This is a genomic window from Citrobacter sp. Cb031 (genome assembly GCF_030336725.1).
Classification (GTDB): Bacteria; Pseudomonadota; Gammaproteobacteria; order Enterobacterales; family Enterobacteriaceae; genus Citrobacter; species Citrobacter braakii.
Genome location: NZ_JAOWDA010000033.1, coordinates 371,862 through 384,095, shown reverse-complemented (window position 1 = coordinate 384,095; position 12,234 = coordinate 371,862). Strand labels below are relative to the sequence as shown.

At 48.8% G+C, this 12,234-nt stretch carries 15 protein-coding genes and 1 pseudogene; 13 read left to right on the top strand and 3 right to left on the bottom strand.

The genetic code is table 11. The annotated features are described in order from the left end of the window. Positions 1 to 89: 89 nt before the first annotated feature. Complete coding sequence (locus OGV93_RS15500; protein ID WP_287109686.1) at positions 90 to 668, bottom strand: DJ-1/PfpI family protein; 579 nt, start codon at positions 666 to 668, stop codon at positions 90 to 92. 458 nt (positions 669 to 1,126) lie between these two features. On the opposite strand from OGV93_RS15500, the pseudogene OGV93_RS15495 reads away from it, so the two are divergent. From OGV93_RS15495 to OGV93_RS15465, 7 genes and pseudogenes are all read left to right on the top strand, one after another. Next, a pseudogene (locus OGV93_RS15495) lies at positions 1,127 to 1,324 on the top strand (GTPase); the annotation flags it as partial. 201 nt (positions 1,325 to 1,525) lie between these two features. After that, positions 1,526 to 1,990: an antirestriction protein gene (locus OGV93_RS15490; RefSeq protein ID WP_502873837.1), complete on the top strand. Its 465-nt coding sequence runs from the start codon at positions 1,526 to 1,528 to the stop codon at positions 1,988 to 1,990. 11 nt (positions 1,991 to 2,001) lie between these two features. After that, complete coding sequence (radC, locus tag OGV93_RS15485; protein WP_287109685.1) at positions 2,002 to 2,481, top strand: RadC family protein; 480 nt, start codon at positions 2,002 to 2,004, stop codon at positions 2,479 to 2,481. 8 nt (positions 2,482 to 2,489) lie between these two features. After that, on the top strand, positions 2,490 to 2,711 hold the full coding sequence (locus OGV93_RS15480) for a DUF987 domain-containing protein (protein WP_000691995.1): 222 nt from the start codon (positions 2,490 to 2,492) through the stop codon (positions 2,709 to 2,711). A gap of 18 nt (positions 2,712 to 2,729) precedes the next feature. Then, a complete protein-coding gene (locus OGV93_RS15475) occupies positions 2,730 to 3,047 on the top strand; it encodes a type IV toxin-antitoxin system YeeU family antitoxin (protein WP_287109683.1) in 318 nt (105 codons plus the stop codon). Between the two features lie 20 nt (positions 3,048 to 3,067). Continuing rightward, the gene (locus OGV93_RS15470; protein WP_024360470.1) at positions 3,068 to 3,409 is read left to right on the top strand and encodes a TA system toxin CbtA family protein; all 342 of its coding nucleotides are present in this window, start codon (positions 3,068 to 3,070) and stop codon (positions 3,407 to 3,409) included. Positions 3,410 to 3,690: 281 nt separating this feature from the next. Continuing rightward, complete coding sequence (locus OGV93_RS15465) at positions 3,691 to 4,680, top strand: restriction endonuclease (RefSeq protein WP_491018513.1); 990 nt, start codon at positions 3,691 to 3,693, stop codon at positions 4,678 to 4,680. Between the two features lie 186 nt (positions 4,681 to 4,866). Here OGV93_RS15465 and OGV93_RS15460 read toward each other — a convergent pair whose 3' ends face one another. Continuing rightward, a complete protein-coding gene (locus OGV93_RS15460) occupies positions 4,867 to 5,739 on the bottom strand; it encodes a phosphorothioated DNA-binding restriction endonuclease (RefSeq protein WP_103928875.1) in 873 nt (290 codons plus the stop codon). A 258-nt stretch (positions 5,740 to 5,997) separates the two neighbouring features. Between OGV93_RS15460 and OGV93_RS15455 the strand changes: the two genes are divergently transcribed. From OGV93_RS15455 to OGV93_RS15445, 3 genes are read left to right on the top strand one after another with little or no spacing between them, the layout of a single operon-like run. After that, positions 5,998 to 6,447, top strand: coding sequence for an STM2901 family protein (locus tag OGV93_RS15455; RefSeq protein ID WP_094169251.1), 450 nt, complete (start codon positions 5,998 to 6,000; stop codon positions 6,445 to 6,447). After that, positions 6,441 to 6,767, top strand: coding sequence for a DUF1493 family protein (locus OGV93_RS15450; protein ID WP_016155588.1), 327 nt, complete (start codon positions 6,441 to 6,443; stop codon positions 6,765 to 6,767). The genes OGV93_RS15455 and OGV93_RS15450 overlap by 7 nt, the downstream gene beginning before the upstream one ends. 18 nt (positions 6,768 to 6,785) lie before the next feature. Beyond that, entirely contained in the window at positions 6,786 to 7,271 is a 486-nt protein-coding gene (locus tag OGV93_RS15445; RefSeq protein ID WP_016151545.1) for an Hcp family type VI secretion system effector, read from the top strand. A gap of 62 nt (positions 7,272 to 7,333) precedes the next feature. Here the strand turns inward: OGV93_RS15445 and symE are convergent, their stop codons facing one another. Continuing rightward, on the bottom strand, positions 7,334 to 7,696 hold the full coding sequence (gene symE / locus OGV93_RS15440) for an endoribonuclease SymE (RefSeq protein WP_016155589.1): 363 nt from the start codon (positions 7,694 to 7,696) through the stop codon (positions 7,334 to 7,336). 778 nt (positions 7,697 to 8,474) lie between these two features. Between symE and OGV93_RS15435 the strand changes: the two genes are divergently transcribed. From OGV93_RS15435 to pdxY, 3 genes are all read left to right on the top strand, one after another. Beyond that, positions 8,475 to 9,845 carry a tyrosine phenol-lyase gene (locus OGV93_RS15435; RefSeq protein WP_016155590.1) on the top strand — a complete coding sequence of 457 codons (1,371 nt, stop codon included), beginning with the start codon at positions 8,475 to 8,477 and terminating at the stop codon, positions 9,843 to 9,845. 188 nt (positions 9,846 to 10,033) lie between these two features. Beyond that, complete coding sequence (locus OGV93_RS15430; RefSeq protein WP_016151548.1) at positions 10,034 to 11,299, top strand: aromatic amino acid transporter; 1,266 nt, start codon at positions 10,034 to 10,036, stop codon at positions 11,297 to 11,299. Positions 11,300 to 11,310: 11 nt separating this feature from the next. Beyond that, complete coding sequence (pdxY, locus tag OGV93_RS15425) at positions 11,311 to 12,168, top strand: pyridoxal kinase PdxY (protein WP_016151549.1); 858 nt, start codon at positions 11,311 to 11,313, stop codon at positions 12,166 to 12,168. The last annotated feature ends 66 nt before the right edge of the window (positions 12,169 to 12,234 follow it).

The following is a 12,234-nucleotide window of genomic DNA, read 5'->3' as shown; positions in this document are numbered from 1 at the left end:
ATGTCCTTCCGAATTTATTTCAGTTGTGAATATAAGGGTAATATGAAGCCGAATACTTTGGTTATTAAATTGGCAGTCTCTATGGTTTGTTAGCTATTTTCAATCAGAGTCAACTTGTAGTTAATATGTTCGGCCTGACGAAAAGTACGCTCATAATCCAGGGTAAGTATACCTGCGAGATTGAATGCGAAATCAAAAGCAGCTCCTAATCCTTGTCCACTTATCAGATTTCCATCCCGAACAACTGGGGCATCGACATAGATTCCGTCTGTAACTCCTTCAGAAAGAGTCCCGGAGCAAACATACCTCCTTCCTTTAAGTAAACCATGAGGTGCGAGCACTTTCGCAGCCGCTGAACATATAGGGCATATTAATTTTCCGAGGCGATCATGTTTTTCTATGAAATCAATAACCAATGTATTTTCTGAAAGGTTTACTGTCCCCTTTGGGCCACCGGGTATGATGACTGCGTCAAAGTAATTATCGAATTGTTCGCGAAGCAAAGTATCTGCCACAATACCTACATCATGATAGCTTTGGATATGCTTCTCATCACTACACGATATTTTCTTTACGCTAATCCCCAGTCGTTCGAGAATATCAAGAACAATAATCGCTTCAGCTTCTTCAAAACCCGGCGCAAGTAACAATGCAGCATTTTTGGTCATATATACACCTGTCTTTTATTTTCTAACCACTAGTTTCAGGGTTAAATATCGGATTTATTTCTACATTCGTAGTTCTTAACCCACTATCGAAAAAGTAAACGAATGTTATAAGTGTTTAATTAGCTTTGATTAATAAAACAAAGCAAATTACATGCCAGGTTTTTATTTACTTTTATTTCAAATGCATACATTAAAAATCAAAACTAAACAGACACTATTTCGTCTATGTGTCTAAAGTAATGGCAGTCGTTGATCTCATGTTTTGCTACCAGCTTTTTACTGGATAGGCCTTGGAGTTAGCCTTGCGGTATAGACATCCTGACCTTGACTCTTGGTCGCATAATCTGACACTTAATCTTAAATAAATTTAGATATATATCATAAGCTTGAACGAACCATCATGACGGCGAATCCATCAAGGATTCGCCGTTTTTGTTTTCTTTGTCTAAGGAGATGTCATGAGAAATCAGGAGGACCAGCAGAACTCACTTACGGAATTACCGCAATGGGCCTCAGAGCGGCTCATGCAGCGAATACGTCAGCTTACAAATTACGAACCGATTGGTATCACGGGCAAAACAGGTGCGGGTAAATCATCACTCTGCAACGCCCTGTTTCAGGGCGAAGTTTCACCCGTCAGCGATGTTATGGTCTGTAAAGAACGCTGCAAACTCTGCGGGGGCTGCGTACGCGACACTCAGTGAGTACCCGTATCAGCGGTAACAGTGCTACTTGCTACAACGGTCAGGCAGTGCCGAAAGCCGCATTCTGATAATTCACCCGCCCCGGCGGCGGGCATCCCATAATCACTTCAGGCCAGCCCTTACCGGCTGGCTTTTTTATTACGGAGCAAAACCATGACCACACAAACTGACACCGCCCACTCACAGATTAGTGATTCACACATGTCTACCCTCATTACAACCAGCCTGGTACCCGATGAACAGCGCCTGGATTTCTGGCCGCTGCACTTCGGGCGTATCCCACAGTGGATTTTTATCGAGACCCGTATCTTTGGCTGGATGGACCGCTTCTGTGAAGACTACAGCGGCGGTATCTGGCAGTTTTACACCCTCAGTAACGGCGGCGCGTTTATGGCCCCCGAAGCTGACATTGATGAGAAATGGGCGCTGTTTAACAACATGAATGGCAACAGTGCGGAAATGAGCGTTGAGGCGGCGGGTATTGCGGTGTGTCTGATTGAGTACAGCCATCACGCCTGTCGTACGGAGTGCGATGCCATGACAGAGCATTATTACCGACTGCGTGATTACGCTCTGCAGCACCCTGAATCCCATGCCATTCTTGCCATCATTGATTAAGGAGTTTTGTCATGGAGAAACAACTGACTCTGTTTGCACCGGAACTGCCGTTGACCTCACAGCGCACCATTAAACGAGCCCTGAGTCTGCTTGACCACCATCTGCATGAACCTGGGGTAGCGTTCACCTCCACACAGGCGGCTCGCGACTGGCTCAGGCTGAAGATGGGAACCCTTGAGCGCGAGGAATTTATCGTGCTGTACCTCAATAACCAGAACCAGCTGCTTGCCCACGAAACGCTCTTTACCGGCACCATCAGTCACACTGAAGTCCATCCCCGCGAAGTGGTGAAACGCGCCCTGTATTTCAATGCAGCAGCAGTGATCCTGGCGCATAACCACCCCTCCGGCGACACCACACCCAGCCAGGCAGATAAGACCATCACGCAGCGTCTGGTGCAGGCGCTTCAGCTCGTTGATATCCGTGTGCCTGACCATCTCATCGTCGGTGGCACGCAGATATTGTCGTTCGCAGAACACGGTCTGCTGTGAGGTATTACATGAAAATTATCAGTAAACGCCGGGCAATGACGATATACCGCCAGCATCCTGAGTCCCGAATCTTTCGCTACTGCACCGGAAAATATCAGTGGCACGGTAGCGTCTGTCATTACACCGGCAGGGATGTTCCGGATATCACAGGAGTCCTGGCTGTGTACGCCGAACGCCGCCAGGACCGCAACGGGCCTTATGCCTGCCTGATGAGCATCACCCTGAACTGACAATAGTGGAGAACTGTAATGAGCAACATCACTTGGGGCCTGCATCGCGATGTCACGCCGCGCCTGGGAACACGTCTGGTGCAGGAGGGCAACCAGCTGCACTACCTGGCTGACCGGGCCAGTATCACAGGTAGGTTCAGCGAAGCAGAATGTCTTAAGCTGGATGTGGCATTCCCGCATTTTATCAGCCAGATGGAATCGATGCTGACTACTGGTGAAATGAATCCTCGCCATGCCCACCGCGCCACCCTGTACCACAATGGTTTCACCTGCGAAGCCGATACCCTTGGCAGTTGCGGCTACGTATACATCGCCGTTTACCCCACTCATCGTTAACTACTTTCACAAGAGCAAATATGAAAACTCTACCTGCAACAAATCCGCAGGCGGCGACGCTATATCTGTCGCCTGTGGCAGTCTGGCAAATGCTGCTTGCACGCCTGCTGGAACAACATTATGGCCTGACACTCAACGACACACCATTCAGTGATGAAACGGTAATTCAGGAGCATATCGATGCCGGTATATCTTTGGCCGATGCCGTTAATTTTCTGGTGGAAAAGTACGGGCTGGTTCGTATTGATCGCAGGGGATTCGACTGGCAAGAACAGTCCCCATATCTGCGGGCAGTCGATATTCTGCGGGCGCGACAGGCAACTGGTTTATTGAAAAGAAATCGTATTAGCGCGGCACGGTGAATATTGGGAATAGCCTTCCTGATTCACACTGCAGCTTTCCTTACTTATTTAATTTACTCATTCCAAAAAGCACCTGCCGATGCTGGTTGGTGCTTTTACTTATATGGACGAAATATCATGCAAATAGAAACTGTAATTTTAACTGGGCACATTATCGCAAGTACAATCCGGGAATGCTGGGCCGTCGTTGTTGATGGTTTTGACGCATGCGGCGAACAAGCTTATGATCCAGCTTAATTTCTTTTCCTCATGAAGGGACGGGTATGGGCAACAGAATGTGGATGATTCGCGGTGACGGCGGCAAGCTCTATGACGATTTTCGCGATAAGCAAATTGTAGGCATCGGTTGGTCTCAGCTGGCTCCATTAGTCAAACCCGGCCTGTCCCGAGCCCAGTTGCTCGCCTTATACCAGGAGGCAGATCCCTTAACAAAGCTGGGAACTGCGCGTTCTGGTGCATCGCAGGTCTGGCGTTTTGTGAATGAGATCCAAAAGGGTGATTGGGTTATTACTTATTCGCCAGCCAACCGTACTTATTTGCTAGGCAAAGTCACATCCGACTTCCAATATCATCCTGAATGGGTGGAAGAGGGGATGGGTATTGCTCGGCAGGTCAAGTGGAATACTCAAGAAATCGATCGCGATCGATTGTCTGTTGCTACCAAAAACACATTGGGCTCTACGCTGACGGTTTTCCAGCTTCCGGAATATGCATCAGAAGAGCTTTTACAGGATAAGAAACCCACTGTAGACGCTATTACTCATAATCCAACAGCGACAGATGAAGATGAGGTCGTTTCTGATCCGCTTCGCGATGTGGAGTCGTTGGCGCGTGAAGGTATTAAAGATCGAGTTAATGGGCTCGATCCGAAGGAGATGGAGTATCTGGTTGCAGGAGTTTTACGCAGCATGGGATATAAAACACAGGTGTCTCCTGTGGGTCCAGATCGTGGGAAGGATATCATCGCATCACCTGATGGATTTGGATTTGAGAATCCACGTATCGTCGTTGAGGTAAAACATCGCAGGGAGCAAATGGGGAGTCAGCAGATTCGCAGCTTTATCGGCGGTCGCCATAAAGACGATCGCGGGCTTTATGTCAGTACGGGGGGCTTTACGAAAGATGCTCGCTATGAAGCCGACCGTTCGACGATACCTCTGACGCTCTGGACGCTTGATGATCTCGTCCGTGCGCTTATTGAGAACTATGAGCAAGTCGATATCGAGACCAAACTTTTGGTGCCTCTGAAGAAAACTTTCCTTCCTGCCTGAATCTTGCTTTGATAGCCATATCGGTGTTCTTCTGGTATGGCTTTATACCCACTTGCAATGTCTATTTTTTGTACGGATTTTAACTTGTGGGTACAAGTTCGGGTATAACTATTCATTCCTGTTTATAAACAATATTGATATCAGTCTATTAGGTGTGAAATTCGAGTCCGGCCTTCGCACTCACCCTCACCCTCTAAACACCTCCTTCCTGTGCCACTCTACAAAACCTTCTTTTGGATAATTCTCGCGCATCATAGGCAGCGCTATCGATTTACCGTCGAAATCCCAGAACAGTCTGCCCACCATGCCGCTGCCATTCACTGCGGGTGACACCTGAACTCGCATACTCTCATCCAGCCCAATCGAACCTTTATCAAAGGCTTTATGGTGGATTGCACACAGCGCCAGTCCGTTTGAAATCTCGCACGGGCCGCCATGCTGTTTCCATTTGATATGGGCCGCTTCAAGCGCAACTGAAGTGCTGTCGTGGCGCATATTGAAGCCACAAATGGCGCATTCATAGTTATAAGCACGCAGAACCTGCTGGCGGAACAACGGGTCCCGCTGTTTGCGGATTTGCAGGATATCAAACCCCAGTTCATCCGCGATTTCTTCCTGAATGCTTTCGGTGAAGTGCGCTTCGAGGATTTGCTGGGCCAGGGCGTTGATGAGGTTCTTGTTCTTTTTCAGCAGGGCAAAATGTTGTTCATCAAAGCCTCCGGCAACGTTATGCGTCACCAGTTCTCCGGCAGGGGGCTGTTTACTGCTGCCGGATGTTGAGCACTGCTCGGCGTTTTGTAGCTCCCAGAACCCATCGCTCTGTAAGCGCCAGAAGGGCATATCCGGGCGGTACTGCGCGCGCTGTGGTCCAAATCGCTCCAGCAGGCTACGCAACGGGTCGCGAACCTCCGAACCGTAGTCAAACAGGCGACCGTGACCCTGCAGATAACCCGCCAGCACATGTAGCAGCAGCAAAGGTTTGTGCGGCGCACGCTGCTCGCCTTTACGCCAGATGGTGATGTCGGCAATTGCCTGCTGCAGGGTTTTACTGGAAGTCATTGATTTCATTATCAGGTAAATAATTGCGATGATGCTCGCAAAATATCACCTGATCAAGCAAAGACGGGTTGATGCGCTATCGACGTCACTTATTGGTATCAATTTGATAAAGCACTATGCGTGGCATGTTGTCTGACATCAACGACATCACTTTTATGTTTTCTGAAAAACACATACGCCACGGCAGTTACCGTTCCCCCACCAGGGTACGCAGGAGTACGATAAGCATGCAAATTATTGCATATCGAAGGATCTCTGATGGACACAGTAGAGGAACTCAACGGAACATACTTTTATAAAGGGGTCTGTAACATTTCTGCAGGTGAGCTATTTTTCTGGATTTTTCTCGACAAAATTGATGAACAATTTGGGGGAATTAAAGATGTGGTAACAATGTCATGTATCATTCTTGGGTTACCATTGCTGAAAACACGGGGTAAACCATATGGGGCAACACAAGGCACATCAATTGCCTCCAAATATTCTCGTGAGTTTCTTAACGTAACATTGTCCGTCAGGCTTCCTACCATCACCAATGCCAGTATCAAATATTTAAAACCAATGATGACTAACAATCTGGGGGCATTCGTTGGACGAACAATTCCTGTGATTGGTTGGGTATTACTCGCAAATGATGTCGCCCAAATTGTTTATAAAACGGTGAATACCTACAACACCATTGCCAGAGAGGAAGATCGCGTATGGTGACGGATAATGAGGTATTAGAATTTTTTCGGGGGGAGTTATCTCTCGCGGTAACGTTTACTTTCAAGCCTATCCCGATTGAACTTGATACGCCGCTGCAAGGTTACGCTGAATGGGATGAATTACCGTATGCCATTGATGATTTTGGAGAGAAATATAACGTTGATGTTTCTGTGATTGATTTCGAGGCCTATTACCCGTGGGAAAGAGAATCGGTCTATCGAAAATGGTTTACCAAAGAACCCATCAAGCAAGTGTCAAAACCGCTTACTGTGCGTATGTTCGCAGAATCAGCCAGAGCAGGCCGCTGGTTATATGATTGATTACAAGGAGTGTTGAAAATGGCTGTACCCGTTCATTTATTTTTAAAAGACGATGGTGGCGCGATGATTCGTGGAGGCTCGGATGTCCAGGGACGTGAAGGCAGTATTGAGTTACGTGGTTTAACACATAACCTTAGCATTCCAACCGATGGTGCCACTGGAAAGCTAACCGGCACACGCCAACATGGCCCATTTCTTTTTGACAAAGAGATCGATTCCTCCAGCCCATACCTTTACAAAGCAGTTGCGACAGGTCAGACACTTCAAAGTGCGGAACTAAAGTTCTATCACATAAACGACGCAGGCCAGGAAGTGGAATACTTTAATACCCTGCTTGAAGGTGTAAAAGTTGTATCAGTGACACCAATCGTGCATGACACACGTACGGTAACGGGAACTGGACATTTGGAAAGCGTACAACTGCGCTATGAAAAAATCACCTGGTGTATTGTAGATGGCAATATTCAATATACCGACGCCTGGAACGAACGCACTACGGCATAAAGCAAAAGTGGCGTAATACCCCAAAAAAGGCGCCCTTCGGCGCCTCAATTACCATCACGCTCTCACCCCTTCGACCCTTTCCCCGCAATCACCCCGATAAACTCCAGCACCTGCTTTTGCTTACGCGCGGAGAGCTTTTCCACGGCGCGCAGGGATTTCATCAGTTCTGACTCTTCGGGTTCGGGCGTGCGGGCGGTTAACACAATGCAGCCTTGCATTACGCGCACATCGACGCGGGTGCCGGTGTCGAATCCGGCGGCTTTAAGCCACTGGCCCTTCATCACGATGGACGGAAACTGGACATACTTCACCGGCAAACGGCTGTAATCAGGATAACCGCTCGCATAACCCACCTTCAGGCAACGGTTATCTGCGACGTACACTTCTGGATCAAATGAAACTGCAATACAATGCGTATCAGTCATGATGGCTATTCTCGTGAAATAGTTACTGTGATTAGCGATGCGGAGGTGTTGGCGCACCTTCGCATCGCGCTAATAAAACCCCTGTAAATTACCCCAGTAATTGGCGGGAAGTCCAGATGTAAATAAGATGAAATAAGCGCGATTAGCACGCTTTCGGAATAAATAGAAATCCTCTCTATCCCAATAAACATAGTATTATTCACCGTATAAATTCATTCCTGTCCCATCCTCCTGATACCTGCCATTTCCAGAAAATAACGCCCATCTGTATCAGACCAAAAATGCGATCTAACTCACTGAAGCAAATAGTAAACTCTGAAACAACGCCGTTTTGTACACTTTGCTTTACACTTTTAGTGATGTGAATCACAAATATAAACCCGTGAAGTGATCCGACTCTCACAAAATGGGGTGTACTCATTCAGCAATACAGTATGAGCACAGACTGGAAAGTTAAGTTTTCAGTATTTCCCCTCTCCACGGGGGCACCATCGCAAATGGCAAATCAACACGCAAAAAAAAACTTGTTGAATATGAACGGGTAAAAAAATGACGTGTGATTTGCATCACCTACATTTACAGCTTTTTAAATTATTGCCAGTGATTAATGTTGACCAGGCTATTTCCATAATCAATTAAATCTTGCATAGTGCCTCCACATTATTTCTCCCCCTGACTCAGGAGGCGAATAGTTATATTTCATCAGACTTTATTGATGAACCAGGTATGCTTTACTTCACATTAATACGTACATGACCACTGTTACTGGAGAAACAAAATGAATTATCCGGCAGAACCCTTCCGTATTAAAAGCGTTGAAACTGTATCTATGATCCCGCGTGATGAACGCCTTAAGAAAATGCAAGAAGCGGGATACAATACTTTCCTGTTAAATTCGAAAGATATTTATATTGACCTGCTGACAGACAGTGGCACCAACGCAATGAGCGACAAGCAGTGGGCCGGCATGATGATGGGTGATGAAGCCTACGCGGGCAGCGAAAACTTCTATCATCTGGAAAGAACCGTGCAGGAACTGTTTGGCTTTAAACATATTGTTCCTACTCACCAGGGGCGCGGCGCAGAAAACCTGTTATCGCAGCTGGCAATTAAACCGGGGCAATATGTTGCCGGGAATATGTATTTCACTACTACCCGTTATCACCAGGAAAAAAATGGTGCGGTGTTTGTCGATATCGTTCGTGACGAAGCGCACGATGCCGGTCTGAATATTGCTTTTAAAGGTGATATCGATCTTAAAAAATTACAAAAACTGATTGATGAAAAAGGCGCCGAGAATATTGCCTATATTTGCCTGGCAGTCACGGTTAACCTCGCAGGCGGGCAGCCGGTCTCCATGGCTAACATGCGCGCGGTGCGTGAACTGACTGCAGCACACGGCATTAAAGTGTTCTACGACGCTACCCGCTGCGTAGAAAACGCCTACTTTATCAAAGAGCAAGAGCAGGGCTTTGAGAACAAGAGCATCGCAGAGATCGTGCATGAGATGTTCAGCTACGCCGACGGTTGTACCATGAGTGGTAAAAAAGATTGTCTGGTGAATATCGGCGGCTTCCTGTGCATGAACGATGACGAAATGTTCTCTTCTGCCAAAGAGTTAGTCGTTGTCTACGAAGGCATGCCATCCTACGGCGGCCTGGCCGGACGCGACATGGAAGCCATGGCGATTGGTCTGCGCGAAGCCATGCAGTATGAGTACATCGAGCACCGCGTGAAGCAGGTTCGCTATCTGGGCGACAAGCTGAAAGCCGCGGGTGTACCGATTGTTGAACCGGTGGGCGGTCACGCGGTATTCCTTGATGCGCGTCGCTTCTGCGAGCATCTGACGCAGGACGAGTTCCCGGCGCAAAGCCTGGCTGCCAGTATCTATGTGGAAACCGGCGTACGTAGTATGGAGCGCGGAATTATCTCTGCGGGCCGTAATAACGTGACCGGTGAACACCACAGGCCGAAACTGGAAACCGTGCGTCTGACTATTCCACGCCGCGTTTATACTTACGCGCATATGGATGTAGTGGCTGACGGTATTATTAAACTTTACCAGCACAAAGAAGATATTCGCGGGCTGAAGTTTATTTACGAGCCGAAGCAGCTCCGTTTCTTTACTGCACGCTTTGACTATATCTAAATAATAATTATGGCCCCATCTCAGGATGGGGCTTTTTTGTATTTCTTTTCCATGAACAGGAAGCCTTTGCGGTGCCCGTTACCGTGACATAACTACAAAAGTAAACCCTGACTCCGACATTTTTATTATCCGCATGATGTACAAATGACAGCTGTAATTATAACGAATAGTCTACAGGAACATTTATCATGGATATTAATGCCATTGAGCGACAGAGTAGTACCCCCGGACTGATTAGCGGAACCATGTTGGTTATCGCGACCGTAGTGGGTGGAGGGATGTTTTCCCTGCCGATTGCGATGGCTGGCGTATGGTTCCCCGGTGCGTCAGTTATTCTTCTGTTTATCGCCATCATGATGTTATTAACCGGTCTGATGCTGGTCGAAGTTAACCTGCATTATGGCGCCGGTGCCAGTTTTAATACCTTTACTCAGGATTTATTAGGCCGAAAGTGGAATATTGTGGTCGGTATCGCTTTCGGCTTTGTGCTGTATATTCTGACCTATGCCTATATCTCTGGTTCGTCGGCGGTGATGGCGCAAACCGTGTTCAAATACAGCGGCGTGCGCTTTCCGGCGAATATCTCGGTGGTGATCGTTAGTATGCTGGTCGGGGCGATTGCCTGGTACAGCTCCTTGTTGGTTGGACGTATTACTACCGTGTTGATCATCGGTAAGTTTATCGCGTTCTTTGCCACCTTTTCTGGCCTGGTGGGTCATATCGAAGTGGCGAAACTCGTCGACAGCGTGGCGGTGGCGCTGCCCAATTCGCAGTACCTGCCGTATATCCTGATGACGCTGCCATTCTGCATTATCTCGTTTGGTTTTCACGGTAACGTGCCGAGCCTGGTGAAGCTGTATGGCACGAGCGGGATCTCAAATATTACGCGTTCGATTATCATCGGCACGCTGTTTGCCCTGCTGCTGTATATCTTCTGGCTGGGCGTCACGATGGGCAACATCAGCCGTTCCTCGTTCCCGCCAATTATCGCCAAAGGCGGCAATATCGACGTGTTTGTCGAGGCTATCAGCGGGCTGTTCACCAGCCGTTATATGGATCTGATCCTGACCTTCTTCGGCAACTTTGCGGTAGCCAGTTCCCTGCTGGCGGCGACGCTTGGCCTGTTCGATTACATCGCCGACCTGTTTCACTTCCCGGATGACGGCATGGGGCGCCTGAAAACCGCGCTGGTGACCTACTTCCCGCCAGCCGCCGTGTGCTTCTTCTTCCCGAACGGGTTTGTCCACGCCATTGGTTACGCCGGTCTGGCCTTTACCATCTGGAGCGTGATCCTGCCGCCGTTCCTGGTGAAAGCGGCGCGGAAACGTTTTCCGACCGCCAGCTATACCGCGCCGTGTAATAACACCGTGCTCAATCTGGTCATTGTCTGTGGGGCGGTTGTCTATCTGACGGTTGTTCTGGACGTATTTGGTCTGCTGCCAACGTTTCGCTAGACGGAGTCAAAATGAAAAACGTGTTGTCTGTTCAGTCGTCAGTCGTTTATGGCTATGCCGGAAATAAAGCCGCCGTGTTGCCGATGCAGCTCTCGGGGATCGATGTCTGGCCGTTTTACACCGTACAGTTTTCCAACCACACCCAGTACGGGATGTGGCAGGGCATGGCGATGCCGCACGGCGAGCTGAGCGCCATCATCAGCGGGCTGGATGATCTGCAAAAACTGGCGCAATGCGATGCCGTGCTGTCCGGGTATCTCGGGGACAAACGCCATTGCGAAGAGGTGAAGCTCGCGGTCACCACCATTCGCCAGCGTAATCCGCAGGCGCTCTATTTTTGCGATCCGGTAATGGGCGACCCGCAAAAAGGCTGCATCGTCGCGCAGGGCGTGGAGTCCTTTTTTGTCGATGACGCCATTCAACTGGCCGATGTGATGGGGCCGAATCTCTATGAGCTGGGCGTGCTGACGGGCAGACAACTACGTAGTTTTGACGAGGTGGTGGAAGCGGCGCAGCAGTTGGTGGCGTGGGGCGTGAAGAAGGTGCTGGTGAAACATCTCGGCGACTGCTCGCGCGACAAACAGGCGTTTGAAATGCTGCTGGTGACGGCGGAACAGACGTTACACATCGCCCGGCCGCTGTATACCTTTGCCAAAATGCCGGTGGGCGTTGGGGATCTGATTTGCAGCGTGATGCTGGCCTCACTGCTCAACGGTTATGAGGACAAGCAGGCGCTGGAGCGGACCACCAGTGTCGTCGACGCGGTGATGCGGCTGACGAAAGAGCACGATTCGTATGAACTGCGGCTGATAGACGCGCGTCACCAGATAATGGAGCCGCAAATTCGCTATCAGGCAACGGTGCTGTAGCGCCGCAAGGAGGCTCTATGTTTCTGACACTGCTACGATTTCAGCATCCGCTGATCTACCGTTTTG